The 18,849-nt window shown below is 59.7% G+C and carries 10 protein-coding genes and 2 pseudogenes; 7 read left to right on the top strand and 5 right to left on the bottom strand.

What is annotated here, in order from left to right:
• Window positions 1-25 precede the first annotated feature (25 nt).
• Entirely contained in the window at window positions 26-1,510 is a 1,485-nt protein-coding gene (gene putP, locus AC1DIG_RS24570) for a sodium/proline symporter PutP (protein ID WP_477769386.1), read from the bottom strand.
• A gap of 460 nt (window positions 1,511-1,970) precedes the next feature.
• On the opposite strand from putP, the gene putA reads away from it, so the two are divergent.
• From putA to AC1DIG_RS24555, 3 genes are all read left to right on the top strand, one after another.
• On the top strand, window positions 1,971-5,924 hold the full coding sequence (gene putA, locus AC1DIG_RS24565; RefSeq protein ID WP_477769385.1) for a trifunctional transcriptional regulator/proline dehydrogenase/L-glutamate gamma-semialdehyde dehydrogenase: 3,954 nt from the start codon (window positions 1,971-1,973) through the stop codon (window positions 5,922-5,924).
• Between the two features lie 254 nt (window positions 5,925-6,178).
• Window positions 6,179-7,981, top strand: coding sequence for an acyl-CoA dehydrogenase (locus AC1DIG_RS24560; RefSeq protein ID WP_477769384.1), 1,803 nt, complete (start codon window positions 6,179-6,181; stop codon window positions 7,979-7,981).
• A gap of 160 nt (window positions 7,982-8,141) precedes the next feature.
• Window positions 8,142-8,864: a hypothetical protein gene (locus AC1DIG_RS24555; protein WP_477769383.1), complete on the top strand. Its 723-nt coding sequence runs from the start codon at window positions 8,142-8,144 to the stop codon at window positions 8,862-8,864.
• 53 nt (window positions 8,865-8,917) lie between these two features.
• Here the strand turns inward: AC1DIG_RS24555 and AC1DIG_RS24550 are convergent, their stop codons facing one another.
• From AC1DIG_RS24550 to AC1DIG_RS24535, 4 genes and pseudogenes are all read right to left on the bottom strand, one after another.
• Window positions 8,918-9,649 (bottom strand): methyl-accepting chemotaxis protein, encoded by a 732-nt coding sequence (locus AC1DIG_RS24550; RefSeq protein ID WP_437128449.1) that lies wholly within the window; start codon window positions 9,647-9,649, stop codon window positions 8,918-8,920.
• A 135-nt stretch (window positions 9,650-9,784) separates the two neighbouring features.
• Window positions 9,785-10,810: pseudogene (locus AC1DIG_RS24545) on the bottom strand (HAMP domain-containing protein); the annotation flags it as partial.
• Between the two features lie 144 nt (window positions 10,811-10,954).
• Window positions 10,955-11,257, bottom strand: a complete 303-nt coding sequence (locus AC1DIG_RS24540) for a cell division protein ZapA (protein WP_477769382.1) — start codon at window positions 11,255-11,257, stop codon at window positions 10,955-10,957.
• Complete coding sequence (locus AC1DIG_RS24535; protein ID WP_019691434.1) at window positions 11,254-11,484, bottom strand: hypothetical protein; 231 nt, start codon at window positions 11,482-11,484, stop codon at window positions 11,254-11,256. Before AC1DIG_RS24535 ends, AC1DIG_RS24540 begins: the two co-directional genes overlap by 4 nt.
• 274 nt (window positions 11,485-11,758) lie before the next feature.
• Between AC1DIG_RS24535 and AC1DIG_RS24530 the strand changes: the two are divergent.
• From AC1DIG_RS24530 to mscK, 4 genes and pseudogenes are all read left to right on the top strand, one after another.
• Window positions 11,759-12,481, top strand: a pseudogene (locus AC1DIG_RS24530) (MCP four helix bundle domain-containing protein); the annotation flags it as partial.
• Between the two features lie 30 nt (window positions 12,482-12,511).
• Window positions 12,512-13,384: a methyl-accepting chemotaxis protein gene (locus AC1DIG_RS24525; protein WP_477769406.1), complete on the top strand. Its 873-nt coding sequence runs from the start codon at window positions 12,512-12,514 to the stop codon at window positions 13,382-13,384.
• A gap of 331 nt (window positions 13,385-13,715) precedes the next feature.
• Entirely contained in the window at window positions 13,716-15,458 is a 1,743-nt protein-coding gene (locus AC1DIG_RS24520; protein WP_477769381.1) for a potassium/proton antiporter, read from the top strand.
• A 34-nt stretch (window positions 15,459-15,492) separates the two neighbouring features.
• On the top strand, window positions 15,493-18,840 hold the full coding sequence (mscK, locus tag AC1DIG_RS24515) for a mechanosensitive channel MscK (RefSeq protein WP_477769380.1): 3,348 nt from the start codon (window positions 15,493-15,495) through the stop codon (window positions 18,838-18,840).
• Window positions 18,841-18,849: the final 9 nt, after the last annotated feature.

The raw sequence follows: 18,849 nt of genomic DNA, 5'->3' as shown, positions 1-18,849 counted from the left end.
TTCAGCGAAGGATTAGCTCATCCGATCACTTGTTCAGGTGGAAATCTTTTTCCGCCGCGGCAAAACGCTGCAGCATACCGGCCGACGGCTCACCCATTTTGCTGACCAGCACAATGGCGAGGCTGGCGAAGATAAAGCCCGGGATGATTTCGTACAGACCCAGCAGGTTGAAGTGTTTCCAGACGATCACGGTGAGTGCTCCGACCACGATACCGGCGAGTGCGCCGTTACGGGTCATGCCTTTCCACAGTACCGAGATCAGTACCACCGGACCGAACGCGGCACCGAAACCGGCCCAGGCGTAGCTGACCAGACCCAGCACACGGTTTTCCGGGTTGGCGGCCAATGCGATGGCGATCAGTGCAACGGCCAGAACCATCGCGCGACCAACCCAGACCAGTTCAACCTGGGAGGCGTTTTTACGCAGGAAGGATTTGTAGAAGTCTTCGGTCAGGGCACTCGAGCACACCAGCAACTGGCAGCTCAGGGTGCTCATCACGGCAGCCAGAATGGCCGACAGCAGCACGCCGGCGATCCATGGGTTGAAGAGGATCTTGGCCAGTTCGATGAACACGCGTTCGTGGTTTTCACTCACTGGCATCGCCACGGCCGGGTTCGCCGAGAAGTAAGCGATACCGAAAAAGCCCACGGCCACGGTGCCGCCCAGGCACAGGATCATCCAGGTCATGGAGATGCGACGGGCGTTGGCAATCGACTTGACCGAATCCGCCGCCATGAAACGCGCCAGGATGTGCGGCTGACCGAAGTAGCCCAGCCCCCAGCCCATCAGCGAAATGATGCCGATGAAGCTGGTGTTTTTCAGCATGTCGAAGTTGCCTGGATCTTGCGCTTCGATGGCCAGGAAGGTGGTGTCGATACCGCCGGTAGCCAGCAGCACGATGATCGGTGTCAGCAACAAAGCGAAGATCATCAGCGTGGCTTGAACGGTGTCAGTCCAGCTCACCGCCAGGAAACCACCGACAAAGGTGTAGGCAATCGTCGCCGCAGCGCCGGCCCACAATGCTGTTTCGTAGGACATGCCGAAAGTGCTTTCAAACAGACGGGCACCGGCCACGATGCCGGAGGCGCAATAAATGGTGAAGAACACCAGGATCACCACAGCAGAGATGATCCGCAGCAAGCCGCTCTTGTCTTCAAAACGGCTGGAGAAGTAATCCGGCAGCGTCAGCGCATCGCCGTTGTGTTCGGTCTGCACACGCAGACGGCCGGCCACGAACAGCCAGTTCAGGTAGGCACCGACGATCAGGCCGATGGCGATCCAGCTTTCCGACAGACCTGACATGTAGATGGCGCCCGGCAGGCCCATCAACAACCAGCCGCTCATGTCGGAGGCACCCGCGGAAAGCGCGGTCACGACGCTGCCCAGGCTACGGCCACCCAGAATGTAGTCAGAAAGGTTGTTGGTGGAGCGATAGGCCATGAAGCCGATCAGCACCATGGCTGCGATGTAGATCACGAACGTGATCAAGGTTGGATTGCTTGCACTCATTGAGTTACGCCCTGGCTTTGTTTTTATGTAGCGGCGGTCTGCTGAACCGCCGCCAAACAATTACGTTTGAGAGACGATCGGGTCATCCGCGCATTTATGACCGATGTTTCCCCAGGAAAGCCATCAGCCGATGAACCGCATCAATGGCGGTTGCACCTTGGTGCGCGAATGCTATTCAACAAAGCAAATAAGGTGCAACCAGTTTTTGGGAATAAGTTGCACCTGACACATAATTTCTTTTAAACACGGTTTTTTGCTCCTTTTCGGAGCAAGAACCTTTGCGAACTACTGCAAAAAGCACCAAGCAGGAACAGAAGCCGCGAACCGGAATTTATTTCCTGACAAGCTGCCGATTATTCCGACAAAAAAAGGGTTGCACCCGGTTGCACCTCTTTCAGCGCACGGCTAATCTTGCCGCCAGCTGATGCCACGCAGTCGTGGCAAACATGAGGATAAAAATATGGCTACCACCACCCTTGGGGTCAAACTCGATGACCCGACCCGCGAGCGCCTCAAAGCTGCCGCGACCTCGATTGATCGCACGCCGCATTGGCTGATCAAACAGGCGATTTTCAATTACCTGGAAAAACTCGAGGGTGGTGCAACCCTGACCGAGCTGAGCGGTTTGACCCGTTCAGAAGCCGATGACAGCGCTGACGTCCACGTCGATCACGCCCATCAGTGCTTCCTCGAATTCGCTGAAAGCATCCTCCCGCAATCGGTACTGCGCGCCTCGATCACTGCCGCCTACCGTCGTCCGGAGCCGGAAGTGGTGCCGATGCTGCTGGAGCAGGCTCGCCTGCCAGCCCCAATGGCCGAAGCCACGAACAAGCTCGCCGCCTCGATTGCCGAAAAATTGCGCAATCAGAAGAGCGCTGGCGGCCGTGCAGGCATTGTTCAAGGCCTCTTGCAGGAATTCTCCTTGTCGTCGCAAGAAGGCGTGGCGCTGATGTGCCTGGCCGAAGCGCTGCTGCGAATCCCGGACAAAGGCACTCGCGATGCACTGATCCGCGACAAGATCAGCACCGGCAACTGGCAGCCACACCTGGGCAATAGCCCGTCGCTGTTCGTCAACGCCGCCACTTGGGGTCTGTTGCTGACCGGCAAACTGGTCGCCACCCACAACGAAGCAGGCCTGACTTCGTCCCTGAGCCGGATCATCGGCAAAAGCGGCGAGCCGATGATCCGCAAGGGCGTCGACATGGCCATGCGCCTGATGGGCGAGCAGTTCGTTACCGGCGAAACCATCGCCGAAGCCCTGGCCAACGCCAGCAAGTTCGAAGCCAAAGGCTTCCGCTATTCCTACGACATGCTCGGCGAAGCCGCACTGACCGAACATGACGCCCAGAAATACCTCGCGTCCTACGAGCAAGCCATCCACTCGATCGGCAAGGCTTCCCACGGTCGTGGCATTTATGAAGGCCCGGGCATCTCGATCAAGCTCTCGGCCCTGCACCCGCGTTACAGCCGTGCCCAGTACGAGCGCGTGATGGACGAGCTGTACCCGCGCCTGCTGTCGCTGACCTTGCTGGCCAAGCAGTACGACATCGGCCTGAACATCGATGCCGAAGAAGCCGACCGCCTCGAGCTGTCGCTGGATCTGCTCGAACGCCTGTGCTTCGAGCCGCAACTGACCGGCTGGAACGGTATCGGTTTCGTGATCCAGGCCTACCAGAAACGTTGCCCGTACGTGATCGACTACGTGATCGACCTGGCTCGCCGCAGCCGTCATCGCCTGATGATCCGTCTGGTGAAAGGCGCGTACTGGGACAGCGAAATCAAGCGCGCCCAAGTCGAAGGCCTGGAAGGCTACCCGGTCTACACCCGCAAGGTGTACACCGACGTTTCCTACATCGCCTGTGCGCGCAAACTGCTCTCGGTGCCGGAAGTCATCTACCCGCAGTTCGCCACGCACAACGCCCACACCCTGTCGGCGATTTACCACATTGCCGGTCAGAACTATTACCCGGGCCAGTACGAGTTCCAGTGCCTGCACGGCATGGGCGAACCGCTGTACGAACAGGTTGTAGGCAAGGTTTCCGAAGGCAAGCTGAACCGTCCGTGCCGCGTGTACGCACCGGTCGGCACTCACGAAACATTGTTGGCGTACCTGGTACGTCGCCTGCTGGAAAACGGCGCGAACACTTCGTTCGTCAACCGTATCGCCGACCAGTCGATCTCGATTCAGGAGCTGGTAGCCGATCCGGTGAGCAGCATCGAGCAGATGGCAACGCTGGAAGGCGGCTTCGGTCTGCCGCACCCGCGTATTCCGCTGCCACGTGACCTGTACGGTAGCGAGCGTGCCAACTCCAGCGGCATCGACCTGGCCAACGAACATCGCCTGGCATCGCTGTCCTGCGCCCTGTTGGCTACCGCCCACAACCACTGGAAAGCCGCGCCGATGCTGGGCTGCGCCGCCAGCGCCGAAACACCGGCGCCGGTGTTGAACCCGTCAGACCTGCGTGACGTGGTCGGTCATGTGCAAGAGGCCACTGTCACCGACGTCGACAACGCTATCCAGTGCGCCCTGAACGCCGCACCGATCTGGCAGGCCACCCCGCCCGCCGAGCGCGCCGCGATCCTCGAACGTGCCGCTGATTTGATGGAAGGCGAGATTCAGCCACTGATGGGCCTGCTGGCTCGCGAAGCCGGCAAGACCTTCGCCAACGCCATCGCCGAAGTGCGTGAAGCCGTGGATTTCCTGCGTTACTACGCGGTGCAGGCGCGCAACGACTTCAGCAACGACGCCCACCGCCCATTGGGCCCTGTAGTGTGCATCAGTCCGTGGAACTTCCCACTGGCAATCTTCAGCGGTCAAGTCGCCGCCGCACTGGCCGCCGGCAACCCGGTCCTGGCCAAACCGGCTGAGCAAACACCGCTGGTGGCCGCTCAAGCCGTGCGCTTGCTGCTCGAAGCCGGGATTCCGGAAGGCGTGCTGCAACTGCTGCCGGGCCGTGGCGAAACCGTCGGCGCCCGTCTGGTTGGCGACGATCGGGTCAAAGGCGTGATGTTCACTGGCTCCACCGAAGTTGCACGCTTGCTGCAACGCAACGTCGCCGGTCGACTGGATGCCCAGGGCCGTCCGATTCCGCTGATCGCCGAAACCGGCGGCCAGAACGCGATGATCGTCGACTCCTCGGCACTGACCGAACAAGTGGTCATCGACGTAGTGTCCTCGGCTTTCGACAGCGCCGGCCAACGTTGCTCGGCCCTGCGCGTGCTGTGTTTGCAGGAAGATTCCGCCGACCGCGTAATCGAAATGCTCAAGGGCGCCATGGCTGAATGCCGCCTCGGCAACCCTGAGCGTCTGTCCGTGGACATCGGCCCAGTGATCGACGCCGAAGCCAAGGCCGGCATCGAGAAACACATCCAGGCCATGCGTGACAAAGGTCGCAATGTCTACCAGGTCGCCATCGCCGACATGGAAGAATGCAAGCGCGGCACGTTCGTCATGCCAACCCTGATCGAACTGGAAAGCTTCGACGAACTGCAGCGGGAGATCTTCGGCCCGGTGCTGCACGTGGTGCGCTACAAGCGCAAAGACATCGATCAACTGATCGGGCAGATCAACGCTTCCGGCTACGGTCTGACACTGGGCGTGCACACCCGTATCGACGAGACCATCGCCAAGGTGATCGACAACGTCAACGCCGGTAACGTCTACGTCAACCGCAACATCGTCGGTGCTGTGGTCGGCGTGCAGCCGTTCGGTGGCGAAGGCCTGTCGGGCACTGGCCCGAAAGCCGGTGGTCCGCTGTACCTGTACCGCTTGCTGTCGACGCGTCCTACCGATGCGATCGAACAGTCCTTCGCTCGCGGCGATGCCATCGCGGCACCGGACGTTCGTCTGCGTGACGCCATGAGCAAACCGCTGACCGCCCTGAAAACCTGGGCCGACAGCCACAAGCTGACTGATCTGAGCGCGTTGTGCGCGCAGTTCGCAGCGCAATCGCAAAGCGGCATCACCCGTACGCTGAACGGCCCGACGGGCGAGCGCAACAGCTACGCCATCCTGCCGCGCGAACACGTGCTGTGCCTGGCAGACGTTGAAAGCGATCTGCTGAGCCAATTGGCTGCAGTACTGGCCGTGGGTGGCTCGGCGGTGTGGCCGGAAGGTGAACTGAGCAAAGCGTTGTTGGCTCGCCTGCCAAAAGACGTGCAAACACGCATCAAGCTGGTCGTCGACTGGAACAAGGACGAAGTGGTATTTGATGCGGTCCTGCATCACGGCCACTCCGACCAATTGCGTGCGGTCTGCCAGCAAGTGGCCAAGCGTGCCGGCGCGATCGTCGGGGTTCATGGTCTGTCACAGGGCGAAACCAACATTGCGTTGGAACGCTTGGTGATCGAGCGTGCATTGAGCGTCAACACCGCTGCTGCGGGGGGTAATGCCAGCTTGATGACGATCGGTTAAACCGAGATAAAACCAGGCGCCCGCAATGGACGCCTGGAATGCAAAACCTGTGGGAGCGGGCTTGCTCGCGATAGCGGTCTGTCAGTCACATCTTCCTTTAGATGTGTAGCCGCCATCGCGAGCAAGCTCGCTCCCACAATGTTTTGCGTCAGGCTTCTTGCTTGTTCTGCCCTTCTATCACCGCCATCAATCATCCTGTTCAGCCCGCCCTCCCCGCGCCTAGACTCGGTCCATTCCAATATAGGTAGGCCGCCATGTCCGAGACGTTGCTCAGTTCCCGCAATCTGGCTTTCGAGCTGTATGAAGTCCTCGATGCCGAGGGCCTGACCCAGCGCGAGCGTTTCGCCGAGCACAACCGCGAGACCTTCGACGCCGCCATCAGCACCGCACGCAGCCTTGCCGAGAAGTTATTTGCCCCGCACAACCGCAAGGGCGACGAGAACGAACCGCGCTACGAAGACGGCAAGGCGATCCTGATTCCGGAAGTGAAACCTGCGGTGGATGCGTTCCTGGAAGCGGGTTTTCTCAACGCCGCACGCAGTTTCGAGGCCGGCGGCATGCAGTTGCCGACCTTGCTCTCGCAAGCCTGCTTTGCGCACTTCCAGTCCGCCAACGCCGCGACGACGTCCTACCTGTTCTTGACCATGGGCGCGGCCAACCTGATCGAAAGCTTCGGCACCGACGAGCAGAAGCGGCGCTTCCTGCAACCGATGATCGACGGTCGCTTCTTCGGCACCATGGCCCTGACCGAACCTCATGCCGGCTCCTCGCTGTCGGACATCCGCACCCGCGCCGAACCTGCCGCCGATGGCACGTATCGACTCAAGGGCAACAAGATCTTCATCTCCGGTGGCGACCACCCGCTGTCGGAAAACATCGTGCACATGGTGCTGGCCAAACTGCCGGATGCACCTGCGGGCGTGAAAGGCATTTCGCTGTTTATCGTGCCTAAATTCCTGGTCAACGATGACGGCAGCCTGGGCAAGCGTAACGACGTGCTACTGGCCGGGCTGTTCCACAAGATGGGCTGGCGCGGCACCACTTCCACCGCACTGAACTTCGGCGATAACGGTGAGTGTGTTGGCTACCTGGTGGGCAAGCCGCACCAAGGCCTGAGCTACATGTTCCAGATGATGAACGAAGCGCGAATCGGCGTCGGCATGGGCGCGGTGATGCTCGGTTACGCCGGTTACCTGTACTCGCTGGAGTACGCCCGCGAACGCCCGCAAGGTCGCTTGCCGGACAGCAAGGACCCCAACACCGCGCCGGTGTCGATCATTCAGCACGCCGACGTCAAACGCATGCTGCTGACCCAAAAGGCTTACGTCGAAGGCGCCTTCGACCTCGGTTTGTATGCCGCGCGACTGTTCGACGACACCACCACTCTGGAGACCGAAGTCGAGCGCAAACAAGCCCATGAATTGCTCGACCTGCTGACGCCAATCGTCAAATCCTGGCCATCGGAGTTCTGCCTGAAGGCCAACGAACTGGCGATCCAGATCCTCGGCGGCCACGGCTACACCCGCGAATACCCGGTGGAGCAGTACTACCGCGACAACCGTCTGAACCCGATCCACGAAGGCACTCACGGCATTCAGTCGCTGGACCTGCTGGGGCGAAAACTGGCGCAAAACGGCGGCGCCGGGCTCAAGCAGTTGATTCGACTGATCGCCAATACCGCCGAACGCGCCCATGCGTACGAATCGTTAACGCCACTGCGTGAGCCACTGGAAAAACTGGTGGCGCGCCTGCAAACCGTGACCATCGGCCTGCTGACGGATCTGGGCCAAGGCAAGGTCAACAGCAGCCTGGCGAACTCCGCGCTGTATCTGAAAGTGTTTGGCCACACGGTGATCGGCTGGCGCTGGCTGGAACAGGCGATCCGCGCTGAAGAAGGGCTGGCCGAGGGCAATGCGGCGGATGTCGGCTTCTATAACGGCAAGCTGCAAGCGGCACGGTATTTTCTGACATGGGAAGTGCCGGTTTGTCATCACGAACTGGCGATTCTTGAGGCGCGGGATGATACGTGCCTGAAGATGCAGGATGAGTGGTTCTAAACCTGTGTGACTGAGCCACAAACCGCACACACCTGTCATATTTGACAGGTGTGTGCGGGAGGAACGCACGATAAACTGTTTTCGCCTGACATGTAGTTTGCAGTTTGCCCGGCAAGTACGGACACGAAGTCCAATTCTTCCCTCCAAATGAGCGAACACCATGAGCAACCATGTTCTCGAAAATAGGAGCATCAAACTTGCCGGCCTTGTGACGCACGCTTATTGCGTACGGGCGTCCATCTCGCCGACGCCAACACGAGCCGGCACTGTCTGGACGAACGAAGACTCCACAGAATCCACTGTCGTCAGCAAGAACCATCACCGGATCTCTGATGAAGAGTCGTTGATCAGCATCACAACATCCTCCGGCGTCATCGAGCCGAGCGCTCGAACGACAGCGCAGGAGATGCTTATAAGCATTTCTGCAGAAGACCGGTACGAGACGGTGAATCGTGTTGCTTACAAGGAATACGCTCGTTACAACTCCGACCTATTGAGGTCAGTGGTTTATGGTGGCGCAGGGTTGGATACAAAGGCGCTCATCGACCCTTACATATACCTATCTCAACAACAATTCGTTCTCTCGGCCAGAGTCAATGATGTAGTCAAAGACTCCCTTGCCGTGCGAATCACGGAAAAGAGATACACAAAACAAAGTAACAACGTCTACCACGCGACAGTGACAACGCCGAGCTCCAGCTACACAAGTAAAGAATCGTTTGGCAACGACGATATGTTTATGACATTGGCTGTTGGCGACGTCTATTTAGATGAAAAAGGAATGTGGACCGTAAAAGAAAAGCGGGTTTTCTACCTAGTATCCATTGGCGAAATCCGCTTCTACGGGAGGGAAATCCTTCTTGTGACCAACGCATCATTGTAAAATCTGGCAGACGCGCCTTGGTGGGCGCGTCTCATTTTCTGGAGTAATACGTTTCAACTTAGCCGAAACCCACCCATCTGCCGCGCCAAATCATCCGCCAACCGCTGCAACGTCTGGCAATCCTCACGACACGCCCTGACCTCACCCGCCGTGGCCCGTGCCAGATCGGAAATCCCCTGCACATTGCGGTTGATCTCTTCAGTCACCGCCGACTGCTCTTCAGTGGCCGTCGCCACTTGATGATTCATGTCGCTGATGCGCTCGACCTGTCCGGTAATCGCGGTTAACGACGCCCCGGTGCGCTGGCTCGACTCGACGCCGGTACCGGTTGCCGCTTGTCCTGAGTGCATCGACGACACGGCATTCTCCGCGCCCTGCTTGAGGCTGCCGATCATCTGCTGGATTTCATCGGTGGACGATTGCGTACGCCGCGCCAGTGTCCGCACTTCGTCCGCTACCACGGCAAAGCCCCGGCCCATGTCTCCGGCCCGCGCCGCTTCAATGGCCGCGTTCAACGCCAGCAAGTTGGTCTGCTCGGAGATCCCGCGAATCACCGCCAGCACCTGGTCGATGGACGCTACCTGAGTCGCCAACTCGCCGACGGCACTGGCGGCAATACCGATTTCATCGGACATGCTTTCGATATGCCGAATCGAACCGCCGACCACTTCACGCGCCTGCAAGGCTTCATCGCGGGCAGTTTGCGAGGCGACCGCCGCGTTGCCGGCGTTTTGCGCGATTTCCTGCACGGTGAGGCCCATCTCATGCACGGCGGTGGCGACCATGTCGGTCATTTCCTGCTGTCGTCCGGAACGCTCGGCGGTGTTTTCCACCACCCGCGCGACTTGCCCGACGGCAATGCGCAATCGTTCGCTGGTGGCCAGCACTTCGCCGATCATGCTGCGCTGATTCTCAAGGAAACGATTGAAACCCCGGGCCAGGTCACCCAGCTCATCGGCGCGACTGGAATCTAACCTGTGGGTCAAATCACCACCACCGCTACCAATCGCTACCAGTGCCGCTGTTACCTGCCGGATCGGCCGAACCAGTCCGCGAGCCAGCAGCACCACCAATAACAGGCACACCAGCGCAACGCCCAGACCGATGGCGCTGGTCAGCCACATCGCCTGTCGGGCCTCGGCGTAAATTTGCGATTGCGGCACTTCGGCCACCAGAGTCCAGCCCAGATCGCGCAATGGCAGGCTCAGGGCCAGGTAGTCTTCGCCGTCGCGCACAAACCCGCTGCTAGTCGGGCCTTGATGGCCCATCACCGCTTGCGCCGCCGAGTCGCCGATCTGTTCAGCCAGCTTGCGTTTGTTGCTGAGCCCGGCCTCGGGATGGACCTGGATCAACCCATCTGAACGCACCAGATAGACCTTCCCGCGCTCGCCGAAGCTGAAGTTGTGAATCAGTTCAGAGAGTTCCTTCATGCTCAGGCCCAGCCCGGCAACGCCCACGACTTTGCCGCCCTGCGAGACCTTCAGGTCGATGAACAAGGCCAACTCGCCGGTCGCTGTGTCTTTATCGATATTGAGAGTGCGCGGCTGGTTGCTGTCGAGGAAGGCGTAGAACCAGGCATCGCTCGGATTGGATCGGCTGAGGGTCCGATCAAGTCCTTTTTCGGTGTAGTAGTGGCCCGACTGCGTGCCTGCGATCAGCGCGGTAAAGGCTTTGTGCTCGGCGCGAATGCCTTCCAGGTAGCTGACGAAGCCGCTGGCCCGGTCGGCGTTTTCTCCTTCGACCAACCACTCGCGCACCATGCTGTTGCTGGCAATGTCCTTGGCCGCGGTGAGCGGCTGGACCAGAATCCGTTCGATGTCGTTGCGCATCGCTTCGATGCTCGACGGCAGCGCCTGCTCGACCAGATAGCGCTGGGCGAGGCGGTTGACCACCAGGGTATAAATGCCGACCACGATCAGAATACTGACCAGCAGGGCGGTGCCCATACTCAGGATCAACTGCCATTGAATACTGCGTCGCCAGAACTGCATGAAACACCCCCAAAGAGTAAGAGGCAAAACTACTGCAACAGCCATGCCGATTGTATACAACTAAATCGACAATCTACTCTTTGGTTGTGCGCAAGCTGATCAGGCCTGATTGATCGTCTTCGAAATCACTTCAACCGTGGCGCTGACTTGCTCTTGGTAACGGTCGAGTTCCTGCTGGTGACGTTTCTGCATGGCAAGCTGCTGCGAGCACAGGTTCATGGCCGTCAGCACCAGCAGTTTGTCCCCGATCAGGGTCGGGTATTTCTTTTTGGTCTCGGCCAGCACCGCTTTCAACATTAATGCGGCGTCCAGCAGGGTCTGCTCTTCCCCGGCCGGCGCCTTGATCGAATAGTCTTCCCCGAGAATCGAGACGACTTTTATCCCGTCGGCACCGTGTCTCATGCGTTCACAGGACCTGCGCTCACGCGCTCAACCAGCGCTTGAATGCGCGCGACAGTGGCGCCCTGCTTCTCTTCCTGTTCCATCAGGCTCAATTGCAGGCTTTCGTTTTCATCCTTGGCCTGGGCCAGTTCTGCGCTCAGGGTTGCGTTCGTGCCCAGCAGTTCCTGGTTCTGTTGTACCAGGTCGCTGACCAGTTGTTCCAATTGGCTTAGGGATGCTTCCAACATTTTGATTTTCCGAGCATTTTCAAAGGGCGCGTACGATAAAGAAAAGTCACCACTGGCGCCAGGGTTATTCAGGCGCAAAGCCTTGATTTGCCTGGCGGCGACCTTGCTTGCGAGTTTTAAAGACTGCGATTGTCCGCTCTGGTTCCTGACAGCTCGTCAGTAGGACCGATCTGCGGCAAAAGCGCACAGCGGCTCAAGACTTTAGTCGTATGACCGATAAGTCATACATACCTCGTCTCAGACTCGTGCCAATGCGCGCTTTACGGTGAACACCATGTCCCTTCGTAATATGAATATCGCCCCCAGGGCGTTCACAGGCTTCACCCTGATTGGCGCGCTGATGTTGATTCTGGGTGTGTTCGCCTTGAACCAGATGAGCAAGATTCGCGCTGCCGGTGAAGAGATCGTTCAGGGCAGCGTGCCGAGCATCAAGGCCCTGGACGAGTTCACCCAGCTCGCCTTGCGCCAGCGGGTGCTGTCTTATCGCTTGCTGACCAATCGCGAGCCGGATGTGCAGCAAAAGACCCTCGCGCTGTTCGATCAACGCAGCCAACAAACTCGCGCAGCCCAGTCCGATTACGAAAAAGTCATCAGCAGCCCGCAAGAGCGTGCGGCCTACGATGAGTACGTGCAGCTGCTGGGACAATACCGTCAGCTGGAAGACCGCATGAAGACCCTGTCGCGCAACAACCAGGTCGATGAATTGCGCACGCTGCTCAACACTGAGCTGCTGACCAACTCCGAGGCGATCAACAGCGTGCTCAACCGGCTGATGCAGATCAACAACGATCAAGCCACCGACTCCAACCAGAAAGCCGCCGACCAATACTCCTCCGCCTTCAATCTGGTGGTGACCCTGCTGGTGATTGCCACGGGTTTGACCCTGCTGTTTGCCTGGCTGCTGACCAACAGCATCACTCAGCCCATCGCCAAGGCACTGAGCGCCGCTGAAGAAATCGCCGAGGGTAATCTGACCCGGCCGATCATCGTCGACGGCAGCGACGAAGCTGGCCGCTTGTTGCAGGCCATGTTGAAGATGCAGGACAAACTGCGCGACACCCTTCAGCAAATCTCGGGTTCGGCGACTCAACTGGCCTCCGCCGCCGAAGAGTTGAACAGCGTCACCGACGAAAGCGCCCGTGGCCTGACTCAGCAGAACAACGAAATCGAGCAAGCCGCGACGGCGGTCAATGAAATGACCAGCGCCGTGGAAGAAGTTGCGCGCAACGCGGTGAGCACCTCCGAAGCCTCGAAAAACGCCACCACTTCTGCCGGTGACGGTCGTGACCTAGTGCAGGAAACCGTTAGCGCCATCGAACGCATGAGCGCTGATGTACAGAGCACTGCCACGCTGATTGGCGACCTGGCCAACGAGTCGCGCGACATCGGCAAGGTGCTGGACGTGATTCGCGGCCTGGCTGACCAGACCAACCTGCTGGCACTGAACGCCGCCATTGAAGCTGCGCGTGCCGGTGAAGCCGGTCGTGGTTTTGCGGTGGTGGCCGACGAAGTCCGCGCCCTGGCGCATCGCACGCAGCAATCGACCAGCGAAATCGAACGCATGATCGGCAGCATCCAGAGCGGCACCGAACACGCCGTTGATTCGATGCGCAACAGCACTGAACGCGCTGAGTCGACCCTGAACATCGCCCGTGGTGCCGGCCTGTCGCTGGACACCATCAACAGCGCCATCGTCGAAATCAACGAGCGCAACCTGGTAATCGCCAGTGCTGCCGAAGAACAGGCCCAAGTGGCCCGCGAAGTCGACCGCAACCTGGTGAACATCCGCGACCTGTCAGTGCAGTCGGCCACCGGCGCCAACCAGACCAGCGCCGCCAGCAATGAACTGTCGCGTTTGGCGCTGGACCTGAACAATATGGTTGGGCGGTTTAGCCTCTGATCTGAATGAGCGGCGATCTCAAGGACCACCCCTCACCCCAACCCTCTCCCCAACGGGGAGAGGGGGAAAGGGAGCCGATCTCCGTGCTTTTCAGAACCTGAGTTCGACTGGTAATTGCACGTTGCAGCAAGTCAATTGAACAACTCGGTCAGTCCCCTCGCCCCTCTGGGGAGAGGGTTAGGGTGAGGGGTCGATTTCAAGCCGAACATCAAACCTGAATCCCACCGTCAAAAGCTTTTTGACAGCATCACATTTCAACAGGTTAGAATCGCTGGCACGCAGACTGCATGGTCAGTTTGCGCCCGTCTTTAAGCTTTCCGGAGTACTGCCATTGAATGCGACGACCATCAACAGCCTGTTCTTGATCGGCGCGTTGCTGGTAGGTGCGAGCATTCTGGTGAGCTCACTTTCGTCCCGCCTCGGGATCCCGATTCTGGTGATCATCCTGGCCGTGGGCATGGCTGCCGGCGTCGACGGTGGCGGCATCATCTTCGATAACTACCCCACCGCTTATCTGGTCGGCAACCTCGCCCTGGCTGTCATCCTGCTCGACGGCGGGTTGCGCACCCGGGTCGCGAGTTTCCGCGTGGCGTTGTGGCCGGCGTTGTCGCTAGCCACGGTCGGGGTGCTGATCACTACCGGGCTGACCGGCATGGCCGCGGCCTGGCTATTCAACCTGAACCTGATCCAGGGTCTGCTGATCGGCGCCATCGTCGGCTCCACCGACGCCGCGGCGGTGTTCTCGCTGCTGGGTGGCAAAGGCCTCAACGAACGGGTGACCGCCAGCCTGGAAATCGAATCCGGCAGCAACGACCCGATGGCGGTGTTCCTCACCGTCACCTTGATCGACATGCTCGCCAGCGGCCAGACCGGCCTGCACTGGAGCCTGCTCACTCACCTGTTTCGTGAGTTCGGTATCGGCGCCATCGTCGGTCTGGGCGGTGGCTGGCTGATGCTGCAAATGGTCAATCGAATCCATTTGGCCGCCGGTCTGTACCCGATTCTGGTGATCGCTGGCGGTCTGGTGGTGTTCGCGCTGACCAACGCCTTGCACGGCAGTGGCTTCCTCGCGGTGTACCTGTGCGGCCTGGTGATCGGCAACCGCCCGGTGCGCAGCCGCCATGGGATTCTGCACATGCTCGACGGCATGGCCTGGCTGGCGCAGATCGGCATGTTCCTGGTGCTGGGGCTGTTGGTGACACCCCACGACTTGCTGCCCATTGCCCTGCCCGCTCTCGGTCTGGCGCTGTGGATGATTCTGTTTGCGCGGCCGCTCTCGGTGATGGTCGGCCTGCTGCCGTTCAAGGCCTTCCATGGGCGCGAAAAGGCCTTTATCTCCTGGGTTGGCCTGCGCGGCGCGGTCCCGATCATTCTGGCGGTGTTCCCGCTGATGGCCGGGCTGCCGAACGCCCAGCTGTACTTCAACCTCGCGTTCTTCATCGTGCTGGTATCGCTGCTGGTGCAAGGCACCAGCCTGCCGTGGGTCGCCAAACTGTTGAAGGTGACCGTCCCGCCAGAACCCGCGCCGATCTCCCGGGCCGCCCTTGAAGTGCACGTCACCAGTGAATGGGAGTTGTTCGTTTATCGTCTTGGCGCAGAGAAATGGTGCATCGGCGCCGCCCTTCGCGAACTGAAAATGCCCGAGGGCACACGTATCGCGGCACTGTTTCGCCGTCAGCAACTGCTCCATCCGTCGGGTAGTACGGTGCTCGAAGTCGGCGATTTGCTCTGCGTTATCGGCCATGAACACAACCTGCCGGCACTCGGAAAACTCTTCAGCCAGGCGCCGCAACGAGGTCTCGATTTGCGCTTCTTCGGCGACTTCGTTCTGGAAGGCGACGCCCAGCTGGGCGCGGTTTCAGCGCTATACGGGCTGCAACTCGAAGGGGTCGATCCGGACATGCCGCTGGGTCGTTTCATCACCCAGAAAGTCGGTGGTGCTCCGGTGGTCGGTGACCAGGTGGAATGGAACAACACCATTTGGACCGTCGCAGTCATGGATGGGAACAAGATCGCCAAAGTGGGCGTCAGATTTCCCGAAGGAAGTCGCCCGGGCCCCGGATTGTTCCTCTAAACTCCTTTTTTCGTTACGTTTTCGATCGGTCTCTATGCCAACCTTGCGCACATTTTTAGCTATTGCCCTGCTAGGGCTGAGTCTCTCCGTCGGCACCCTGCAAGCAGCCGAACCGCCGTCCGCCGAGTCAGTCCAGAAGAGTCTGGACAAGATCGCCGAGCGCAAGCTGCCCGAGGCCGATCAAAAAGCCCTGCAACTGGTGCTGCAACAGACGCTGACCCAACTGTCCAACCGGGACGATTATGAAAAGCGCCTGGACAACCTCAAGCAACAACTGAGCACGGCGCCCAAGCAGAACATCGAAAACCAGCGCGAGCTGGAGCGCCTCAAGGCCAGCAAAGCCGTACCGGTCGAGCAACGCTACGCCAACCTGTCGGTGCCACAACTCGAGCAGATGCTCACTGAACGCAGCACCCAGCAAAGCGATCTGCAAAAAGCCCTGGCCGATGCCAACAGCCTGATCATCACCGCCCAGACCCGCCCCGAGCGTGCCCAGGCCGAGATCAGTGCCAGCCAGACACGCATCCTGCAAATCAATGGCATCCTCAAACTGGGCAAAGACAACGGCAAAGCCCTGACGAACGAACAACGCGACACCCTCAACGCCGAGCTGGCAGCGTTGAATGCGCTGATCCCGCTGCGTCGTCAGGAACTGGCTGGCAACAGCCAACTGCAGGACCTGGGCAACAGCCAACACGACTTGCTGCTGGAAAAAACCGCACGGATGGAGCGGGAGATCCAGGACCTGCAAACCCTGATCAACCAGAAGCGCCTGGCCCAGTCTCAACAGACGGTGACCCAGCAATCGATCGAAGCGCAAAAGGCTGGCGGCAGCAATCTGCTGGCAACAGAAAGCGCTGCCAACCTGAAGCTCTCCGACTACCTGCTCAAAAGCACCGACCGTCTCAACGAACTGACCCAGCAGAACCTGCAGACCAAGCAGCAACTCGACAGCGTGACCCAAAGCGACGCCGCACTGGACGAGCAGATCAGCGTGCTCAAGGGCAGTCTGTTGCTGTCCAAGATTCTCTACAAACAAAAGCTGGCCTTGCCCCGCCTCAAGCTTGACCGGGACTTGGCCAACGACATCGCTGACATTCGCCTGTACCAGTTCGAGGTCAATCAACAACGCGAACTGATCAGCACGCCCGGCGCCTATGTGGATAACTTGCTGGCGAGCCAGCCACCCGATCAGGTCACCCCGCAACTGCGCAAAACCCTGCTGGATCTGGCCGTCACCCGCGCCGACCTGCTGGAGCGCCTGAGCCGCGAACTGAGTGCGCTGCTCAACGAATCCATCACCCTGCAACTGAACCAGAAACAACTGCTCACTACCGCTCAGAACCTGCGCGCGACCCTCGACGAACAGATGTTCTGGATTCCCAGCAACAAGCCGCTGGATTTCGAATGGATGCGCGGCGTGCCGGACCGACTGGAGAAACAGGTCGTCACTCTGCCGTGGGCTTCGAGCCTGAGCGAGCTGGCCGACGGGCTGACCCAGCGGCCGCTGCTGTTTCTGCCGCTGGTGCTGCTGATCGGTTTCCTGGTCTGGCGGCGCAAATACCTCTATGCACGACTGAACAAAGTGCATCAGGACATCGGTCATTTCAAACGCGACAGTCAATGGCACACACCGCAGGCGATCCTGATCAACGTGTTGCTGGCGATGCCGGTGTCGCTGGCGCTGGCGCTGTGCGGTTTCGCCTTGCAGATCGACGCCCGCGGGCAAAACGCCAACCTCGGCGCCGCCCTGTTGCAAATTGCCCAGGCGTGGCTGGTGTTCTACACCGCGTACCGGGTCTTGGCACCGGGTGGCGTGGCGGAACTGCACTTTCGCTGGGAAAGACCGCAGGTGGAGTTTCTCCGCGGCTGGATCCGTCGCCTGGGCCTGGTGGTGCTGGCACTGGTCGCCGTGGTGGCAGTGGCCGAATTACAACCGGCGGCCCTGACGGACGACGTAATCGGCATCGCCGTGGTGCTGACCTGCTACGCCTTGATGGCCTGGCTGCTCAGTCGCCTGCTGATCAACAGTCCGACCCATAACAGCGCCTCCCTGTTTCGCAAAGCTGTCGGCGTTCTATTCACTGTGTTGCCGATCGCCTTGTTTATCGCCGTGTGCTTTGGCTACTTCTACACCGCACTGAAACTCAGCGACCGGTTGATCAACACCCTGTACCTGCTGATGTTCTGGCTGATCATTGAAGCCACCTTCGTGCGCGGCCTGGCCGTCGCGGCGCGGCGCCTGGCCTACCAGCGCGCCCTGACCAAACGCCAGGCCGCCAAAGAAGCCGGCGACGGTGAAGCGGTCGTCGAAGAGCCGACACTGGACATCGAGAAAGTCAACGAACAGTCCCTGCGACTGATCCGCCTGGCCTTGCTCGGCGGCTTCATCGCTGCGTTGTATTGGGTCTGGAAAGACCTGATCTCGGTGTTCTCGTACCTCGACAACATCACATTGTACGAATACACCAGCGGCGTCGGTGCCAACATGAGCATGGTGCCGATCAGCATCGGCGACATGCTCGGGGCGTTGATCATCATCGGCATTACCGTAGCCCTGGCGCGGAACCTGCCGGGGTTGCTCGAGGTGCTGGTGCTGTCCAAGCTCGACCTGGCTCAGGGCAGTGCCTACGCCACGACCACCCTGCTGACCTATGTGATTGCCGGTGTGGGTTTCGTTTCCACTCTGTCGACCCTCGGCGTGAGCTGGGACAAACTGCAATGGCTGGTGGCCGCGCTCTCGGTCGGCCTGGGTTTCGGTATGCAGGAGATCTTCGCCAACTTCATCTCCGGGATCATGATCCTGTTCGAACGTCCGGTCCGGATCGGCGACACGATCACCATCGGCAACCTGTCGGGCACGGTGAGCAAAATCCGCATCCGCGCCACCACCATCACCGACTTCGACCGCAAGGACATCATTGTCCCGAACAAGACGTTCATCACCGGGCAACTGATCAACTGGTCGCTGACCGACACCGTGACCCGGGTCACCCTCAAGCTGGGCGTCGGCTACGATTCGGATCTTGAGCTGGTACGCACCCTGCTGCTCAGAGCAGCCATGGAAAACCCGCGCGTGCTGAAGGACCCTGCGCCCTCGGTGTACTTCCTGAACTTTGGTGAAAGCACCCTGGATCACGAGTTGCGTATTCATGTGCGCGACCTCGGCGACCGTAACCCGGCACTCGATGAAATCAACCGGTTCATCAACAGCGAGTTCAAGAAGCACGACATCAACATCGCTTTCCGTCAGGTGGATATCCACCTGAAAAACCTGACAGGCCAGGAACAGCTGTTGCTGACCAGCGATGAGGTCAAACCCGCCAAGTCTCCCAATACAGGCAAGACCCCACCCGAGCCGCCATCGGTACATCTCGACTGACTGGACGCC

Source organism: Pseudomonas sp. 05N431, from assembly GCF_056397005.1.
The sequence above is the reverse complement of the archived record's forward strand: the minus strand, read 5'-3'. Positions and strand labels throughout refer to the sequence as shown.

Bases quoted from the DNA above. Each gene is read 5' to 3' on its own strand.
- putP (WP_477769386.1), bottom strand. From the start codon at position 1,510: ATGAGTGCAAGCAATCCAACCTTGATCACGTTCGTGATCTACATCGCA.
- putA (WP_477769385.1), top strand. From the start codon at position 1,971: ATGGCTACCACCACCCTTGGGGTCAAACTCGATGACCCGACCCGCGAG.
- AC1DIG_RS24560 (WP_477769384.1), top strand. From the start codon at position 6,179: ATGTCCGAGACGTTGCTCAGTTCCCGCAATCTGGCTTTCGAGCTGTAT.
- AC1DIG_RS24555 (WP_477769383.1), top strand. From the start codon at position 8,142: ATGAGCAACCATGTTCTCGAAAATAGGAGCATCAAACTTGCCGGCCTT.
- AC1DIG_RS24550 (WP_437128449.1), bottom strand. From the start codon at position 9,649: ATGGTCGCCACCGCCGTGCATGAGATGGGCCTCACCGTGCAGGAAATC.
- AC1DIG_RS24540 (WP_477769382.1), bottom strand. From the start codon at position 11,257: ATGAGACACGGTGCCGACGGGATAAAAGTCGTCTCGATTCTCGGGGAA.
- AC1DIG_RS24535 (WP_019691434.1), bottom strand. From the start codon at position 11,484: ATGTTGGAAGCATCCCTAAGCCAATTGGAACAACTGGTCAGCGACCTG.
- AC1DIG_RS24525 (WP_477769406.1), top strand. From the start codon at position 12,512: ATGTTGAAGATGCAGGACAAACTGCGCGACACCCTTCAGCAAATCTCG.
- mscK (WP_477769380.1), top strand. From the start codon at position 15,493: ATGCCAACCTTGCGCACATTTTTAGCTATTGCCCTGCTAGGGCTGAGT.